The organism is Bacillus sp. ATD, assembly GCF_050585765.1.
GTDB lineage: Bacteria > Bacillota > Bacilli > Bacillales > Bacillaceae > Bacillus > Bacillus stercoris.
Map to the genome: position 1 here is coordinate 151,489 of NZ_JBOBQH010000001.1, position 16,223 is coordinate 167,711.

Genomic DNA, 16,223 nt, shown 5'->3' on the forward strand with positions numbered 1-16,223 from the left:
TCAAGATTATTGAAAGAATCATAGCATGGATTGGGAGGATGGGTAAAGAGGGGACAGAAAAACCGCCGATAGACGGCGGTTTAGATCATGGCGCGCTGCGCAACATCAAAATGTTCTGTTGATGAATTTGATACTTCGACTGTGATAAATACAGCACTCACAGCTAAACAAGCGAGTAATAATTTATACTTCCATTTCATATAAATTCACCCCCCCTTGAATGTGCTGTCTTGCTTCTTCAACCTTTAAAAAGTAATGAGATGCTTTTTTGTAATTTTCCTGTTGATGATAATATTTAGCAACATCAAGTGCGAAGTCCTCGATATCTGCATACATCATTTTACCTTCAAGAAAAACAAAACATTTTTCTATCCGTTCCTCATCCGGTCCAGACAAGTATAAAGATTCCAAAAATTCAAACTCCGTTAGATACACGGTATCTCCCGCAGCTGCAGAATACTCTTTTCCCTTTTTATGATATTCACAGGCGTTATCAATCTTACCTAATTTAAAATAAATTTGTGTAATTAGGAAAAAAGCTTGTGGCAGTGAAGGGAGCATTTTAGATCCTTCAAATACTTGAATGGATTTTTTTACATACTCTATCGCTGATTCAAAACTGTTTTGGTTTTGCTTGCAGAGTGCTATGTTATAAAGAGTTCTTCCCATTAATTGCGGCTGCTGCTCTGCTTCTGCAAGTGTAAAGGCTTTTTGAAAATGGGCAATTGCTTTTTCGTATTGTTTTAAATCCAAAAAGTTGGCTCCGAATAAGGACTGACATTGAATCATTCTGATATCATATGTAGTCTGTTCACTGTATATTTCGAATGCTTGACGTGCATAGTCCATGGAGACATAAGTTTGTTTCATATAATAATAGACTTCTGACATTTTGAAAAAGAATTCCGCTTTATCGATTTTGTCTTTCACAAAAACCAGTTTGCTCTCAGCTTTTTTAAAGAATTGAATGGCTAATACATATTCACGGCGATCCAGCTCATACATGCCTCTAAAGAAATTAAAATAATACTCAAGCAGACCAGTTAAACGAGCCTGTTTTTTATCAATCTCAAGCAGCAGATCAGACAGTCTCGGCTGTTCCTCAATCCTCATTTTTTCTAACGGTTCAAGGTACTCAAGCATCAGGTTGTGCCGAAACTCCATTAGTGAATAGTACAAATGAAGGTCTTGATCTTCTTCCATTTGATCCAGCTCTTGCTTGATTTCTCGTCGCAAATATTCTGCATCGGGTATGCTGAATCGGCGTATGTACATATACCATTCGTTAATCTTTTCTCCGATGGAAGAAGAAGATATGACACCTGTCACGTTTGCAAATCCCTCCCTTCATTATTCTATATATGTCATATTTTATCATCTTCATTCTTGTGAGAAGCGCAAAAAAACCGCAATGTTTTCTTTCGTTACACCGCATATCAGAGGGGATTTTTTCAAAAAACCGCTTTTACCCTCGGCAATTTGTACAAGCAAACAGATTCAACTTCCATATTCTGTTATATCTGCGTGAGCAGTGTATGTCTGAAAAGGAAGTGAAGGTATGAGAAAAAACAAGCTTTCCTTTAAAGAAAAAGCAGAAGCGGCACAAGAAGAATGTTTATGTTTTTGTGAGGAAGAAGCAAACCGCGAGGCCATGTTTCAAGCACCGATTGAATTACCTGAAGGGTTTGTCGTTGATCCGGCTGAAGCTGTTGCAAGTGTCACGTGGAATGCAGACAGCCTTTCCTGTGTCAGTGAACGATGCTTAATTCAAACGGGGCCTGAGCCTGATGAGATCGGTGTTCAATTTGCAGTGCGCCTGCAGGGAACTGTTACGCTGCTCGTCAGTGTCTCACCTGTGCGAAATCAATATGGACAAGGGGATGGGGCTGTTTCCGTCATTCACAATGCAGAGATCGATCAAGTCGTCTATTATTCCGATGAACCGGAAGATTGCCCGGATATCAGTGACATCACGATCGAAAACCTTGTTGTTGTTCCGCCCTTTTACGGCAGTCCTTTATCGGTGACGGGGACGATTGTGCTTGTACCCGAGCCGGAGCCTGTTTATGCGTTTACAGCGAATCCAAATGATCAATCAGTTTCTGTGATTGATACAAACACTCATGCCGTTGTAACAACGATTGCTCTTCCATATAGGCCGACAGATATTGAAGTGACCCCGGATAAAAGCGCTGTGTTTGTTTTGCACTTCAACAACAATGTGATTTCTGTCATCGATTATGACACATTAACAGTGACAGCATCCATAATGCTGGATCAGCCGCCTCGATCGATCAAATTTATCCCTAATCATGAGTTTGCTTATGTTTTCGCCGGTACTGCAATTTATGTGATTGGAATTGATACGCTGGCTGTTGATAGGTCGATTCCTGTAGAAGGGTTTGATGTTGCAATCGACCCCAATGGGTTATTCGCCTATGTTCTTAATTTTGGTTTAGTGCAAAAAGTGGACCTATTCACTGGTGAAGTCATAGGAACGATTGAACGAGAGCTTATCGTATTATCCATAGAAACAAATTGGCCGGAGCGGTATGCGTATGTGTTAGAACAAGAATTCTTATTCAATTATTTGACGGTTATTGATTTAAATACGTTTACGATCAGCATTACTCAAGGACTGGAGCCTGACGACCAATATGAAATGTTTACGAGTGGATCAGAGGTGTATTTACTTGAGAACTACACTGGAAATTTATACTCTGTCAGTCCGAATGGAGCAGGCGTTATAGGAAATGTTCCACAGCCGGCAAGTTCTTTTGCGTTTACCCCGAATGGCGAATTTCTGTATGCAACCCATTTTTTAGAGCAGAACATCACTGTTTACAACACGGATGATTATTCTGTGGAAACTATCATATCTCTTGGGGTTTCACCTGGAGCTATTGCGATCTAATCAACTGAATGCTGTGCATTTCTAAAAGGATCCTGATAACCTCACTATCGTCAATACAGCTACACACACCATAATTGCAAACGTGTCTCTGCCCGGCGCCTTTGACCTCACCGTAACGCCGGACAATCAGTATATTTATGCGGCACAGCCCAACGACAATGCTGTGACCGTGTACCGAACGAGCGATTATACAGCTGTGACGGTGATTCCGGTTGGCGCGGGTCCGTCTGCGATTGCAATGTAGAAGCTTTATAGTTCGAAAGAAGCGGGGCGGCGATCAGAGATGTGCTTATATATTGATGATCCGATCTGCTGGATCGCCGCTACGATGATCAGAAACAGCAGTTCACTTATAGTGAAACTGAGCATCCACCATATCCCGGCTGCTGCAAGCGCTCCCGCAAGCACTTTTCTGAATAGGCTGGCGTGCTGCAAAAGCTGCAGCAAATACGTTCGCATGCAAAACAATAAATACAAGATCAGTAACAGCGCAAGCCCCATTGAAACGGCAGGGGGCGTGTAAAAGCGGAAAGGGACGGCTTTGACGATTTCGAACATGCAGCCGAATATGACGACTTGGCATAATACAGCAGCCATCACGTATGTTTGGCGGATGTTTTTATAGCTGTCACGCAGCGATTTGACGTCTTCTGCATAGCAGCTGCACAGGTTGTGTTGCTGAAAGTCACAGCAGCTTTGATGAGACTGTGTGAGTTTCTGAAAAGCTGCTGTCATGTTTTTCACGGATTGGGTGACATAGTGAAGATAGAGAAAAGCAGGCAGCATCAGGACGGCGGCGGTACAAGCCAGCAGTCCGAGCCGCACGGCATCACTGTTGATCATCTGTACATATTGGGCGGCGGATTCGGCGGCGGCCTGAACCCAGCCGAAGGAATAAGCCGCCATACCGACAAGCAGCAATAACAAGGTAAAGACAGTGCTTTTTCTCATTGTTTGATCGCCTCTTTCTGGGAAACATGAATGATCGCTTTGTTAGAAGATGCCAATGCATCAATGAGAGACAAGAAAATCTGCGTATCCATATCTTGAATGATGTGGTACATGTCAAGAAACGAGCAATCGTTCCTGTCACACTCGGCCGCCCATTCGAAGCATTTACGCACATAATCGCTGTCATAAATGATCGCGTCAGTCAAAGAGTCCTTGCCGTATTGAAGCCAGGACGCAACCTGCTCTTTCTGCTGCGTGACATAGTATGATGCGACATCAATATAAGCTGAAGAATGGGTCCCTTGACTGTGAAGGATCAAGAAACCGCCATCCTCATATATATGTGTCTCGGCTGACAAGCGATCGATTTCCAGGCGATACGTTTGCTGAATTTCTTGAAAAAATGGTGAATCTAATTGAAATAGAATACGAGCCGCGATATCCCAATAAAGCTTTACGGTCAACAGATCGTTTTGCCCGGGAAGTGCGCCGATCTGTAATCCGGTCCATGTATCTTCCATCCGCTCCTCATCACCCAGCACCATTTTTTGTGAAAGGGGTGGAGGGCACGCCGGGATGATTTTCTTTTTAGCTTGATCATGCGGACGCTTCTGCAGCTGAAGGTGAGGAGGTAAAAACATTTCCGTATCTTCTGAACCCCCAATCAAAAACAGCGTCATCCGATGGGCTTTGTAGGCGGCTTTGTAGGCTTTTTGTAAATCACCGATGTTCAGCGCGTTAATATCCTCGATTCTGCCTGCGGGGAAAACGGCAGCAGGTGAGGCGGGAGCAAGCATGCTGATCAGCTGATAATGATATGAGAGCTGATGGTTAAGGTGTGCTGTTTGAATTTCGCTTGTAATCACAGCTTTTTCCTGGGCGACAATCTTTTTGTCAAATGAGTGGTTCCATAAAGCATCAAGCAGGATGGGGATCGTTTGTCTGAGCCGATCCGGTAATGAGGTAAACATGAAATTGGTATCGGTGTAGGTAGTGAATGCGTTTAAAAGCGCGCCATGCACAAAAAAATCATTGTACAGATTGCGGCCATTATGCCAGAAGAGAAGATGCTCTAAAAAATGCGCTGTGCCATACGGAAGCTGTGTATCACCGGATTCTGCACGTATACATACATCCCGGCTTCCGATATCGATTTTCACATTGCACAGCCGCAGGTGGGCGCGGGGGAATTTCAATCTGAATATTTTCAGTCCGCTGTCTGTGTATTTGATATCGGTTCGTTCATCCAGCTGTTGAAAAAAGGCTTTCTTTTCCATCTCTTCATCCCCTTACTACATGAGCTCCGATATAATTGATAGTCGCTATGAATTGCAATACATCACGGCACGTTACCGCTGAGATGCCATCCAGCAAGGCTTCTTTCGTGCAGGAGAAGCGGCGCAGAATCCCCATATAGGCCAACAGACCTTCGGGAGAATCGAATTGCAGCAGCATTTCATTCCGTAAAAATTGCTTTGCCTGTTCCAGTTCCCGCTCATTCGTTTGAAAAGCTGAGACAGCTTCCAAAACGCGCGGAGGTATATCCTTTTCATGAAGCTGATCCGTACATATAGAAACAAGCAGCAAATTGTTCATGACATCGTAACGGGTGATGACGTGATAGACTGCCAGATCCTTCTCTCGGAAGTGCTTGAATAAAGCGGAATGGCCGTACTTTCCCAGTAATCCGTCTATTAGCTGGATTTTGATATAATCGCTGGCATCTTTCATTTCTCCGCAATTAAATCCGAGTGTCAAGACGGAAGGGCCTGCAGCGCTGCGTGTCTCTGTTTCAAAAACATGCCGGTTCACGGGTATTCTTCCGGCCGTCACGGCGGACGTTTGCGGGGCATGTCCCTGAGCATCACATGCTTGAACTTGTCCCAATATGTTCAGCTGTTTTTGCTGGGACATTAAATCAACGATAAAGTCCGCTGCGTCAAGAAACCGTTTAGGATGAATCGCCTTTATCCTGTCTTTCTGGCCAAACATGCCTGTGCCGTACATCGGGTTTCCGAAGACCTCCTCAGCCAAGCGCGCTGCCGAGTAGGAGAAGGGATCAGCGAATTTCTTTTCGATTTTCAGCAGCAGCTCATTCCGTGCTTTTTCAACGGCTTCGGGTGAAAGGGAAGAAGGGAAAGACATGTCTGCAAAAGTTTTCATTAGGGTGTCAACATGAAGATTCCCGTTATACAATGGGTGAATCAAACGGGTCCCGCAGGTTTTCAGCTGCTGATCAAAAAAGAGATTCGCCGAGTACATGAAACGGCTGCCGGCAGCATAACCGAAAGCGTCAATGATTTGCTCCTTCAGGTATGCGGCGGCGCCGTAAAAATAAATTGTTTCTTCCTCAGGTTCCGCCGCGCTTTCGATCGGTTTCAGAAAGCTCGCGGCGATTGAAATAGTTGAAAATTGACGAGTCTTCAGCAGGTTAACTTCCAAGCCGTTCTCTTTTGCTTGTATCAAAGAAACCACCATCCTGTTTTTGCAGGTAATAGACTATGATCAGACCGGCTAACGGAACGACCGCCAGGGAGACAGCGGTGCCGGCTAATGTGGCTAAGAATAGGGGAAGACAAAACAGATAAGACCGATATTTTGAGAAACCGCTCCATAGCTGCTGCTCCGTCTGCCAGCTGAAGAAGGGCCGTTTTTCATCCGCGGTTAACCTGATAAACGCTCCCGCCAGCAGCAACTCAATGCACTGCAAAAAAGTGAGAACTGAAATCGGACGGCCGCTGATGAAACCCACAATGATCGCGACAAGGAGAAATCCGCCTGCCAATAGACCGGCATAAAAGCGATATTTCGCCCAAAACATTGTTTTCCGCTTGATCGGAAGCGTGATAAGCAGCATCCGATCGTTTTTTTCAATCGAGTACAAAAGGGCGATCGGTGAGCTGATGAGCAAAAGCGCGGAAATCACGATATAAATCACTTGCTGATTGAAGATGCCGGTGTTCATCATCTGGAACGAAAAGAATCCGCTGAACGCCGCCATCACCGCGTAATTTAACAGCATCGCTTTAGAAGAGATAAACCGGTTCCATTCTCTTTTGTAAAACGAAAATTCAGATCGCCGCATAAATGAATGCATCTTGCTCTGCTGCGGAGGCGCCTGCAGAAAGACAGGAAAGTCAATGACCACCGCCCACAGGATATGAACCGCGCAAAGCGGAATCGTGGCGGCCGGCATAAAAGCGACGCTGAGGCATACACAGGCGAATATCGCCGCATGCAGCAGAAACATCCAGTTCTTCTTTTTGGCGAAATAGTTGCTTAGCACAACTCCGAAAATAATAGAGTAAACGGTAAAAAACGAAAATCTGCCGAGCCAAAACAATGTTTGCGCCCCTGACAGCGTTCCGTTTCCAAATAAGAACAGCGGTAAAATGAAAAAGAATAATGTTCTTCTCAAACAAGTGTCGACAAACAGAACGACACTCTGGGCAACCCAAAAGCTCCGTGAAGAAATCGGCAGCAGGCAGCTCAGCTTCATATAAGATTCCTTCCATTGAGATGTCACAGAAAGAAACACCATATACGCATTCATCAAGAGAAGCGCGAGTATGATATACGTTTTCCCTAACACCGATTCGTTAATGCCAGCCTGTCGGATCAGCCCGATCTCAAACACGGCCAGAATGACAAGGCCTGCGGCAATGCGGATGGCATCCTTTTTCCCTTGCCGGCTGTAAAGCTGTTTGAACAGCAAAGACATGATGGAGATTATGCTATTCATGGCCGATCACCTCAAAAAATTCCCGCCGCAGATCGGTCTCCTCTCCTATCGGAATGACCTTTTGGATCTGTTTGTTGTGAAGAATGGCCGCATAATCACAAAATCTTTGCACGACATCGAGCAGATGAGAAGAAAACAAAATGGTCCCGCCTGCCTCACAGTACTCGCGCATTTTCTCATAAAAGACCTCTATCGATTCCACATCCAAACCGACGAGCGGCTCATCCAAAATAAACAGGGGGGCGCGCAGCAATAAGCCTGTCATCAACACAACCTTTTGCCTGTTCCCCAAGGACAGCTCTGAGATTCTCCTGTTGATGTATTTTGAAAAATGAAAGGCCTCGGCCAAACCGGCAAACTGCTGCTCTGAAAAATCCTTTTGGTAAAGCGAATGGACGAAAGACACATAGTCCTTCGCCGTAATTTCTGTAAACAGCAGCGGATAATCGGCGGCGAAGTAACGGTGAATCTTCAGCTGATCTGATGTTTTCTGGGGCATGCCGGCCTCCGCTTCAATTCCGCACAGCGTAAAGCGCCCGCTGAAGTTGCGGTTCACGCCTGTCAGCGTATTAATCAGTGTCGTTTTTCCGGCGCCGTTTACCCCAAGCAGGCCGTAAACGGCGCCTTTTTCTAAATGTAAATCCACTTGTTCTAAGATGACGTTGTCCCGTTCATACCAAACGGATACATCGTGTATATCCAAAATGCTCATCGCGAGTCAGCCTTCCGCGCGCGCATCCCGAATAGAATGGCAATGGCAATGAAAATCAGCGTAAACAGATAATCGCTTTTGACAAAATAGACGACTGCGCCGATGACAAAGATAAATGAAAGGATATACAGTAAAATTCTTCTTTGTGCTGGTGACAAATCGTTTCCCTCCTAAATAAGCTGGACCACGTCTTCTAATTGTTCGTTTTTCGCCCAAGAGCAAATGTTTTTCCGGTGATATTTGTTAGAGTTCAGCCCTTTTAAGTAACAGCCTCCGCAATAGCCGCTGAACGGGCATTTGTCTTTCATGCAATGTTCGCTGAACCGCGGCGCCTGCGCTTGCCACAGTTTATGGACGAGAGGGGAGTTAAAGATGCTTTCATAGGAATCATGAAAAATATTTCCCAATGAAAATTCCTTTGGAAAGAGGGCGCACGGACGTACTTCGCCGAACGGGCTGATCACAATGGACTTCCAGCCAGCGCCGCAATTTGCCGCGCGTTTTCTCTCATAGGGAATAATCGGAATTAAATCTTTAAACTCATCAATCACATTTTGCTCGTATTCCATAAACTTGCGGTGCTGCTCGGCGTCTTTCGTTGGATGGACAATATCCCTGCCTCTTCCGAAATCATCAACCCAATTGTAAGAGAACGCCTTCGCTCCAAGATCCCGAACCTTTTGGGCCATATCGTGGATTTCCCACATGTTTTTTTCGAAGACGGACATGGCGACTCTGACAAATATACCGTGGTCACTCAACAATTTTATCGTTTTACAAGTTTGGGCAAAAGAGCCTTTTCTCCCTCTAAAGGAGTCATGAACCTCGGAATTGACACTATCAAGAGAAATGCCGACGATGATTTTTTGCTTGTACGTTTTCAAAAGCTCCAAGCTCTCTTTTCGCATGAGTGTTCCGTTTGTTAATACAGCGACTTTTTTGAACTTTTTACACACATAGTCAAGAATCTCATTGGCGTTTGGATGGACAAAAATTTCCCCGCCCGTGATTTCGCATGTCAATACACCGTTATCAAACAGCATATCAGCCGTTTTTTTGAATTGCTCAATCGACACGGTGCCGAGCGCTTCAGGTGAGCTTTCCAAATAACAGTGGGCGCATTTCAAATTACAGCGGTGTGTCAGCTCAAATGTGGCGTGGAGCGGCATTGGAAATTCATTGCTTCCGCTCGTGGTGATTGTATGGCGTTTGGCCCGGTTGCCAAGCTGGATGACCTGCTTGTTTTGGAGCATGTTGAGCATGTCGTAATACCAGTCTTTATGGTCTTCGGGAGATTCATCATACACGGCACATTGCTCAGCTAAAATCTGTTCAGCTGTTTTTTGGCCATCCATGCGCATGCAAAGCTCGTAAGCCGTTTTGTTGAGGTCCAAGTACTCAAAGTCAGAAATGGAGACATTATCGCGCAAGTAGTCGATTTCTAACACGCCGCCCTCAGGAAGCTGGTGAACTCTTACACTTTCATTAATAAATGGATACATCTGCTCTATAAACAAAATACCATCCCCTATATCTATGATTCAAATGAAAAACGATTGTGTATGTATATTCAAGAGGTAGATTTTAGTTAAAAATTGTAATTTACTTAAAAAGGGCATAGTAAAAAGACTATGCCCTTTTTGGAGAACCTTATCCCCATAGGCCGAATAGGCCTGTTGCACCGGCAATTTCAAAATCAGGGATAGGGCCGTCCACTAAACAAGCGGCTCCGATCGAGCATGTTGCACAACCTTTGTTTTCTACAATGACAGCTTTTTTCATAATTGAATCCTCCCTTTTTTTGTTTTTCTAGCAGATCTATGTTGTACTTTTATCTTAAAACTATCAAATTACTAATTCAATACATATATTTTGAAAAAAATGTGAAATGGAAATGATAGATTTCGGAAAAATGTAACATTTCCTAAAGGTAATTAGTGATATGATTTTCTCTTCTATTAAGGAAATGCTTTTTATGAGGTTTATCTTCAAATCTGATGAGCAATGATGGTAAGATAGAAGCAGTTGAAGTTTACAAACCGAATGATTATACTATTCAAGTCAAAGTGGAATGATGAAAAGGACGTGTCAGAATGAAGCAAGAGACACCGATAACACTCCATGTGAAGTCTGTGATCGAGGATGACGGAAACCAAGAGGTCATCGAATTCCGCACCACCGGATTTTACTATGTAAAACAAAATAAAGTGTATCTATCTTATTATGAAGAACACGACTTAGGCAAAGTCAAAACGATTGTGAAAGTAAGCGAAGGCGAAGTCTTGGTCATGAGGTCAGGCGCTGTCAAAATGAATCAGCGTTTCGTAACGGGAGCTTCCACAATTGCTAAATATAAAATGTCATTTGGTGAGCTTGAGCTGAAAACAAGCACAAAATCAATTCAATCTGATCTCGGTGAAGAAAATGGCCGTATCAGCATCGCATATGACATGCATGTCGGAGACGAGCAGGAGCATTTACATAATATGACGATCACGTATGAGGGAGGAACTCACGCATGAACATTGCGGAACAAATGAAGGACGTGCTGAAAGAAGAAATCAAAGCGGCCGTTCTGAAAGCGGGACTGGCTGAAGAAAGCCAGCTTCCTAATGTCGTTTTAGAAACACCGAAAGATAAAACACACGGCGATTACTCTACAAATATGGCGATGCAGCTGGCGAGAGTCGCAAAAAAAGCGCCGCGCCAAATCGCTGAAGAGATTGTCGCTCATTTTGATAAAGGGAAGGCTTCGATTGAAAAACTGGATATCGCCGGCCCGGGTTTTATCAATTTCTATATGAACAATCAATATTTAACAAAGCTGATTCCGTCTGTACTGGAAGCAGGGGAAGCATACGGGGAAACGAACATCGGAAACGGTGAACGAGTTCAGGTCGAATTCGTATCAGCGAATCCGACGGGAGACCTTCACCTCGGACATGCACGCGGTGCGGCTGTCGGTGACTCCTTATGCAACGTGCTTTCAAAAGCGGGTTATGATGTAAGCCGCGAATACTACATTAACGATGCGGGAAACCAAATCAACAATCTGGCGCTTTCTGTTGAAGTCCGTTACTTTGAAGCGCTCGGCTTGGAAAAACCGATGCCGGAGGACGGCTACCGCGGCGAGGATATTATTGCGATCGGAAAGCGTCTCGCTGAGGAATACGGCGATCGTTTCGTTAACGAAGAGGAAAGTGAACGCCTCGCGTTTTTCCGTGAATATGGCTTGAAATATGAGCTGGAAAAGCTGCGCAAGGACTTGGAAAACTTCCGTGTGCCGTTTGATGTGTGGTATTCCGAAACGTCTCTGTACCAAAACGGAAAAATCGATAAGGCGCTTGAAGCGATCCGCGAAAAAGGCCATGTCTATGAAGAAGACGGCGCGACTTGGTTCCGCTCTACAACGTTTGGCGATGATAAGGACCGCGTATTGATCAAGAAGGACGGCACGTACACGTACCTGCTTCCTGATATCGCGTACCATAAGGACAAGCTTGACCGCGGCTTTGATAAGCTGATCAACGTTTGGGGCGCCGATCACCACGGCTACATCCCGCGCATGAAAGCGGCAATCGAAGCGCTGGGCTATGAAAAAGGAACGCTTGAAGTAGAAATCATTCAGCTCGTTCACCTTTACAAAAACGGCGAGAAAATGAAAATGAGCAAACGGACCGGTAAAGCTGTAACGATGCGTGATTTGATTGAAGAAGTAGGCTTGGATGCCGTGCGTTACTTCTTTGCGATGCGCAGTGCGGACACACATATGGATTTTGACTTAGATCTTGCTGTATCAACATCTAACGAAAACCCTGTGTATTATGCACAATATGCGCATGCCCGTATTTGCAGCATGCTTCGCCAAGGGGAGGAGCAGGGACTTACACCTGCGGCAGACCTTGATTTCAGCCATATCCAATCAGAAAAAGAATATGATCTGCTGAAAACGATCGGCGGCTTCCCAGAGGCAGTTGCGGAAGCAGCGGAAAAACGAATTCCGCACCGTGTCACAAACTATATTTATGACCTGGCTTCCGCTCTGCACAGCTTCTACAACGCAGAGAAAGTCATCGATCCTGAAAATGAAGAGAAAAGCCGCGCGCGCCTGGCTTTAATGAAGGCAACGCAAATTACGCTGAACAACGCGCTTCAGCTGATTGGCGTATCGGCTCCGGAAAAAATGTAATGATGATGTAAGGACAAAGTCTTCGGGCTTTGTCCTTTTTTTATGAGGAAAACGTGTGATGTATTTCACAATCCTGTTTGCCGAGTTTTTGTATGATAAGACTGATTATTGAATCATTGAAAGGGGCAAGCCAAATGATCAACCGTCAACACATTCAATTATCGTTACAGTCATTAAGCTTGGTGGCAGGGTTTATGGTTTGGGTACTGATTTCATCACTCATTTCCCAAATCACATTAGATATTCATTTAAGCAAGGGCGAGATTTCTTTGGTGACGGCGATTCCTGTGATCCTCGGGTCGCTTCTCCGCATTCCTTTAGGGTATTTAACGAACAGGTTTGGCGCGCGGCTGATGTTTATGATCAGCTTTATCTTGCTTTTGTTTCCTGTATTTTGGATCAGTATTGCGAATTCTTTGTTTGATTTAATCGCCGGCGGCTTTTTCTTAGGGATCGGGGGAGCGGTATTCTCCATTGGGGTGACCTCCCTTCCGAAATATTATCCGAAGGAAAAGCACGGTGTCGTCAATGGGATTTACGGTGCAGGAAATATCGGGACAGCCGTTACGACATTTGCGGCGCCGGTTATCGCTCAAGCCGTCGGTTGGAAAGCAACCGTACAGATGTATCTGGTTTTGCTGGCTGTCTTTGCCTTACTGCATGTTTTATTCGGCGACAGGCATGAGAAGAAGGTCAAGGTTTCTGTAAAGACTCAAATCAAAGCCGTTTACCGAAATCATGTCCTATGGTTTCTGAGCCTGTTTTATTTTATTACGTTTGGTGCCTTTGTCGCCTTCACCATCTATTTGCCGAACTTTCTGGTGGAGCATTTTGGACTGAGTCCGGCGGATGCCGGTTTGCGGACGGCTGGCTTTATTGCGGTCTCTACGCTGCTCAGGCCTGCGGGCGGATTCCTGGCTGATAAAATAAGCCCGCTCCGCATCTTGATGTTCGTTTTTGCGGGGCTTACATTATCAGGAATTATCTTATCGTTCTCGCCGACAATCGGACTTTATACGTTTGGGTCATTAACTGTGGCAGTTTGTTCAGGCATAGGAAACGGGACGGTTTTTAAACTGGTGCCTTTCTATTTTTCGAAGCAAGCGGGGATTGCCAATGGGATTGTGTCTGCAATGGGCGGATTAGGCGGTTTTTTTCCTCCGCTGATATTGGCGAGTGTGTTTCAGGCAACAGGCCAATATGCGATCGGATTTATGGCGCTTTCAGAGGTGGCGTTAGCCAGCTTTGTCCTTGTGATCTGGATGTATTGGCAGGAAAGAATGAAAACGCACACGGAGAGAAACAGTCAGAGCATCAACTAACACTGGAGCATTCACAAGATTGTTAGTTTTTTCTCGATGGGTACAAATCAATTCACGTTACAATAAACACACAACGTGACTTTCTTCGAGGTGAGCTCATGAATTTTCTCTCTGTTCGACCATCTGATAGTGATCTTATATCCAGTGATCTGCATGAATTGCTGGAATCGATCAGCACGAAAAGAAAAATGGAAAAACACACGTATTTGTTTCGAGAAGGAATGGATGCAGAAGAGCTTTATCTGATTCAATCAGGACTCATTGAAATTGGCAAGCTGACATCTGACGGAAAAGACCTGACGCTTAGAATCTGCCAAAAAAACGATATCGTCGGTGAATTAACACTTTTCACTGAAGAACCAAGGTATATGCTCAGTGCAAAAGTGCTAGAGGATGGCGAGGTGCTCGTCATTAATAAAAATAAGCTGGAAAAAGAATTAATCCAAAACGGCGCTTTGACATTTGAGTTCATGAAATGGATGAGCACCCATCTCCGGAAAATTCAGTCTAAAATCAGGGATCTGCTTCTTCACGGCAAAAAGGGTGCGCTCTATTCCACCCTTATCCGCTTATCGAACAGCTACGGAGTGGAGCGAAGCGACGGCATTCTGATTAATATTGTCCTGACAAATCAGGATTTGGCAAAGTTTTGCGCGGCTGCACGGGAAAGCGTCAACCGCATGCTCGGAGATCTCCGCAAACAAGGGGTTATTTCGATAGACGAATCCGGAAAAATTATTTTGCATAAGCGGGAATATTTGCGATGTGAAATTGAGTGTGAAAATTGTCCGCTGGAGATTTGCAATATTGACTGATAAAAACAAGGACAGCGGTGTCCTTGTTTTTTTACCTTGTCATAAAGAAGCACATGACGGCAAAAAAGAAGCAGGCATTTACGATTTCCAGAATGCCAATCGTTTTCGCGGGCCAATTCCTGCCATGAAAAAACCATGCCCGCAAGCTGCTTGGGATAAAAGCGAGAAATGCCCATCCTGCTCCGAAAAGAGCGGATAAAAAGGGGAGCAGCAGGTGATATCCCCATGACCAGTATGCAAATGCCCTGTTTTTTCTCTCACGGATCACCGATTTCACATAAAAGGAACTCCCGATAAAAAATAAAGCCGACTGCAAGAAAATAAACCAAGCCCAGCCGTCAAGGGTTCCCATCCCCAGCCAGCAGCTTGCAAGACCGCCCGAACAAAAGAACAAAACACCCGCAACATCATTCAATAGGGCTCGTTCATTTTTTCGGCGGGCAAAATACATATGGATGAGAAACAGCGGCAGTAAAGAAACGCCTACCCAGATGAGAGGCGGCTTATGAAAGACCGAGATCATCAAAAAGCAGCAGGCGGGAAAACCGTAATAACACATCCACTTTTGATATGGTTTGATTTGTTTCTTTTTTAAGGCAAGTGTAACGGGATAAACCGCTAAGTATAGGAAAAGCCAGCCAAGGAAGAGCGGGATATGCCAGATAACGGGGCCTCCCTTGACCATGCCTAGCAAAAATGGGATCAGCAGCATCGCCCATGCGCCGTGCTGCTTCGGAATCAGCGCTTTCATCGAAACCCTCCTTTTTTCTTTCATTATAAATGCAGTCACCCTCCGGATAAGTGACATTCATCATACAGGCTGTGAAATACATCACTGCTGTACAGGCTCAGTCGAGCTACACTAAAGCTATCCTTAGCACAGGAGGCTTTCTTATGAATCAGTGTGACTATTTATTATTTCTGAAACAACTTCCCATGTTTAATGAAGTGCCTCTATCCATTGTCGAAACCTTGCTACAAAACGGCACGTTTATCAGCGGCCCATGTGATCAAACTCCATCCTTTCTTCATTCACAATCTGTTTATATTGTATTAAAAGGCAGTGTCCGTTTTATGGATACCAGGCTCCCTGAAGGGTCGAAAACCGTTGCGCTGTGGGAAAAAGGCGATGTGTTTCCGATTGATGAAAAAGGCGGGCTTTATTTATCGCCCTTTATCTCAGTCAATGCCACTTCAGACATTCTGATTCTCAACATCCCATATTACATATTTAAGAAAATGATGTCTTATCATCCGCAGCTGCAAATGAACTTTTTGGCTATGCTTCAGCAAAATGTTTTTTGTTCCTATCAATTATTTTTGCGATATTTGCATACATCACAGGATGAAAACGCTGAGCCCGGTTCTTAAATAGAGCCGGTTTTTTTTGATCTTTGAATGAAAGGCAGCTAATGACCCAAGCGTTCTGCCTGAACGCAGCCTTCCTCACATCCTGTGAAAAGCCTTCCTTCTCCTTTGTGTGAACATTTTGTGAAAAAAGCAGAGTGTGTGACATAGTTCACAAGGGAACACGCTGTCTCTGTTTATAGTGAACTTAGCACCACCTGACTCGGAAGG

General features: G+C 44.7%; 18 protein-coding genes and 1 pseudogene. 7 read left to right on the forward strand and 12 right to left on the reverse strand.

Annotated elements, in window-relative coordinates:
- Positions 1 to 80: 80 nt before the first annotated feature.
- Both ACQXR1_RS00760 and ACQXR1_RS00765 read right to left on the reverse strand, forming a co-directional pair.
- Positions 81 to 200 carry a PhrC/PhrF family phosphatase-inhibitory pheromone gene (locus ACQXR1_RS00760; protein ID WP_014665774.1) on the reverse strand — a complete coding sequence of 40 codons (120 nt, stop codon included), beginning with the start codon at positions 198 to 200 and terminating at the stop codon, positions 81 to 83.
- Positions 184 to 1,329, reverse strand: coding sequence for a tetratricopeptide repeat protein (locus ACQXR1_RS00765; protein WP_069838498.1), 1,146 nt, complete (start codon positions 1,327 to 1,329; stop codon positions 184 to 186). Before ACQXR1_RS00765 ends, ACQXR1_RS00760 begins: the two co-directional genes overlap by 17 nt.
- A gap of 229 nt (positions 1,330 to 1,558) precedes the next feature.
- On the opposite strand from ACQXR1_RS00765, the gene ACQXR1_RS00770 reads away from it, so the two are divergent.
- Both ACQXR1_RS00770 and ACQXR1_RS00775 read left to right on the forward strand, forming a co-directional pair.
- A complete protein-coding gene (locus tag ACQXR1_RS00770) occupies positions 1,559 to 2,914 on the forward strand; it encodes a YncE family protein (protein ID WP_227099208.1) in 1,356 nt (451 codons plus the stop codon).
- Positions 2,915 to 2,948: 34 nt separating this feature from the next.
- Positions 2,949 to 3,158, forward strand: a pseudogene (locus ACQXR1_RS00775) (YncE family protein); the annotation flags it as partial.
- Positions 3,159 to 3,163: 5 nt separating this feature from the next.
- On the opposite strand, the gene ACQXR1_RS00780 reads toward ACQXR1_RS00775, so the two are convergent.
- From ACQXR1_RS00780 to sboA, 9 genes are read right to left on the reverse strand one after another with little or no spacing between them, the layout of a single operon-like run.
- Positions 3,164 to 3,865, reverse strand: a complete 702-nt coding sequence (locus ACQXR1_RS00780) for a bacteriocin biosynthesis protein AlbG (RefSeq protein ID WP_168781561.1) — start codon at positions 3,863 to 3,865, stop codon at positions 3,164 to 3,166.
- Positions 3,862 to 5,142 (reverse strand): M16 family metallopeptidase, encoded by a 1,281-nt coding sequence (locus ACQXR1_RS00785; RefSeq protein ID WP_430771561.1) that lies wholly within the window; start codon positions 5,140 to 5,142, stop codon positions 3,862 to 3,864. Before ACQXR1_RS00785 ends, ACQXR1_RS00780 begins: the two co-directional genes overlap by 4 nt.
- A 4-nt stretch (positions 5,143 to 5,146) precedes the next feature.
- Positions 5,147 to 6,307, reverse strand: coding sequence for an antilisterial bacteriocin subtilosin biosynthesis protein AlbE (gene albE / locus ACQXR1_RS00790; RefSeq protein WP_430771775.1), 1,161 nt, complete (start codon positions 6,305 to 6,307; stop codon positions 5,147 to 5,149).
- Positions 6,297 to 7,607 (reverse strand): antilisterial bacteriocin subtilosin biosynthesis protein AlbD, encoded by a 1,311-nt coding sequence (albD, locus tag ACQXR1_RS00795; protein ID WP_430771562.1) that lies wholly within the window; start codon positions 7,605 to 7,607, stop codon positions 6,297 to 6,299. The genes albE and albD overlap by 11 nt, the downstream gene beginning before the upstream one ends.
- Positions 7,600 to 8,319, reverse strand: coding sequence for an ATP-binding cassette domain-containing protein (locus ACQXR1_RS00800; protein WP_040081524.1), 720 nt, complete (start codon positions 8,317 to 8,319; stop codon positions 7,600 to 7,602). Before ACQXR1_RS00800 ends, albD begins: the two co-directional genes overlap by 8 nt.
- Positions 8,316 to 8,477 carry an antilisterial bacteriocin subtilosin biosynthesis protein AlbB gene (gene albB / locus ACQXR1_RS00805; RefSeq protein ID WP_003222006.1) on the reverse strand — a complete coding sequence of 54 codons (162 nt, stop codon included), beginning with the start codon at positions 8,475 to 8,477 and terminating at the stop codon, positions 8,316 to 8,318. The genes ACQXR1_RS00800 and albB overlap by 4 nt, the downstream gene beginning before the upstream one ends.
- A gap of 12 nt (positions 8,478 to 8,489) precedes the next feature.
- Positions 8,490 to 9,836 carry a subtilosin maturase AlbA gene (gene albA, locus ACQXR1_RS00810; RefSeq protein ID WP_243571622.1) on the reverse strand — a complete coding sequence of 449 codons (1,347 nt, stop codon included), beginning with the start codon at positions 9,834 to 9,836 and terminating at the stop codon, positions 8,490 to 8,492.
- 24 nt (positions 9,837 to 9,860) lie between these two features.
- A complete protein-coding gene (locus tag ACQXR1_RS00815) occupies positions 9,861 to 10,013 on the reverse strand; it encodes a bacteriocin-like protein SboX (RefSeq protein ID WP_430771563.1) in 153 nt (50 codons plus the stop codon).
- On the reverse strand, positions 9,970 to 10,101 hold the full coding sequence (gene sboA, locus ACQXR1_RS00820) for a subtilosin A (protein WP_003222002.1): 132 nt from the start codon (positions 10,099 to 10,101) through the stop codon (positions 9,970 to 9,972). The genes ACQXR1_RS00815 and sboA overlap by 44 nt, the downstream gene beginning before the upstream one ends.
- A gap of 311 nt (positions 10,102 to 10,412) precedes the next feature.
- Between sboA and ACQXR1_RS00825 the strand changes: the two genes are divergently transcribed.
- The 4 genes from ACQXR1_RS00825 to fnr all read left to right on the forward strand — a co-directional run bounded on the left by ACQXR1_RS00825 (position 10,413) and on the right by fnr (position 14,645).
- Complete coding sequence (locus ACQXR1_RS00825; RefSeq protein WP_040081525.1) at positions 10,413 to 10,841, forward strand: DUF1934 domain-containing protein; 429 nt, start codon at positions 10,413 to 10,415, stop codon at positions 10,839 to 10,841.
- Positions 10,838 to 12,508, forward strand: a complete 1,671-nt coding sequence (gene argS / locus ACQXR1_RS00830; protein WP_095432259.1) for an arginine--tRNA ligase — start codon at positions 10,838 to 10,840, stop codon at positions 12,506 to 12,508. Before ACQXR1_RS00825 ends, argS begins: the two co-directional genes overlap by 4 nt.
- 134 nt (positions 12,509 to 12,642) lie before the next feature.
- Positions 12,643 to 13,830, forward strand: coding sequence for a nitrate transporter NarK (gene narK / locus ACQXR1_RS00835; RefSeq protein WP_430771564.1), 1,188 nt, complete (start codon positions 12,643 to 12,645; stop codon positions 13,828 to 13,830).
- 98 nt (positions 13,831 to 13,928) lie between these two features.
- On the forward strand, positions 13,929 to 14,645 hold the full coding sequence (gene fnr / locus ACQXR1_RS00840) for a fumarate/nitrate reduction transcriptional regulator Fnr (protein ID WP_430771565.1): 717 nt from the start codon (positions 13,929 to 13,931) through the stop codon (positions 14,643 to 14,645).
- 31 nt (positions 14,646 to 14,676) lie between these two features.
- Here fnr and ACQXR1_RS00845 read toward each other — a convergent pair whose 3' ends face one another.
- Positions 14,677 to 15,396: a YwiC-like family protein gene (locus ACQXR1_RS00845; protein ID WP_227099212.1), complete on the reverse strand. Its 720-nt coding sequence runs from the start codon at positions 15,394 to 15,396 to the stop codon at positions 14,677 to 14,679.
- 143 nt (positions 15,397 to 15,539) lie between these two features.
- On the opposite strand from ACQXR1_RS00845, the gene arfM reads away from it, so the two are divergent.
- A complete protein-coding gene (arfM, locus tag ACQXR1_RS00850) occupies positions 15,540 to 16,016 on the forward strand; it encodes a Crp/Fnr family transcriptional regulator ArfM (protein WP_430771566.1) in 477 nt (158 codons plus the stop codon).
- Positions 16,017 to 16,223: the final 207 nt, after the last annotated feature.

Coding starts and splice junctions, on each gene's coding strand:
- ACQXR1_RS00760 (WP_014665774.1), bottom strand. CDS start 200: ATGAAATGGAAGTATAAATTATTACTCGCTTGTTTAGCTGTGAGTGCT.
- ACQXR1_RS00770 (WP_227099208.1), top strand. CDS start 1,559: ATGAGAAAAAACAAGCTTTCCTTTAAAGAAAAAGCAGAAGCGGCACAA.
- ACQXR1_RS00780 (WP_168781561.1), bottom strand. CDS start 3,865: ATGAGAAAAAGCACTGTCTTTACCTTGTTATTGCTGCTTGTCGGTATG.
- ACQXR1_RS00785 (WP_430771561.1), bottom strand. CDS start 5,142: ATGGAAAAGAAAGCCTTTTTTCAACAGCTGGATGAACGAACCGATATC.
- albD (WP_430771562.1), bottom strand. CDS start 7,607: ATGAATAGCATAATCTCCATCATGTCTTTGCTGTTCAAACAGCTTTAC.
- ACQXR1_RS00800 (WP_040081524.1), bottom strand. CDS start 8,319: ATGAGCATTTTGGATATACACGATGTATCCGTTTGGTATGAACGGGAC.
- sboA (WP_003222002.1), bottom strand. CDS start 10,101: ATGAAAAAAGCTGTCATTGTAGAAAACAAAGGTTGTGCAACATGCTCG.
- ACQXR1_RS00825 (WP_040081525.1), top strand. CDS start 10,413: ATGAAGCAAGAGACACCGATAACACTCCATGTGAAGTCTGTGATCGAG.
- argS (WP_095432259.1), top strand. CDS start 10,838: ATGAACATTGCGGAACAAATGAAGGACGTGCTGAAAGAAGAAATCAAA.
- narK (WP_430771564.1), top strand. CDS start 12,643: ATGATCAACCGTCAACACATTCAATTATCGTTACAGTCATTAAGCTTG.
- fnr (WP_430771565.1), top strand. CDS start 13,929: ATGAATTTTCTCTCTGTTCGACCATCTGATAGTGATCTTATATCCAGT.
- ACQXR1_RS00845 (WP_227099212.1), bottom strand. CDS start 15,396: ATGAAAGCGCTGATTCCGAAGCAGCACGGCGCATGGGCGATGCTGCTG.
- arfM (WP_430771566.1), top strand. CDS start 15,540: ATGAATCAGTGTGACTATTTATTATTTCTGAAACAACTTCCCATGTTT.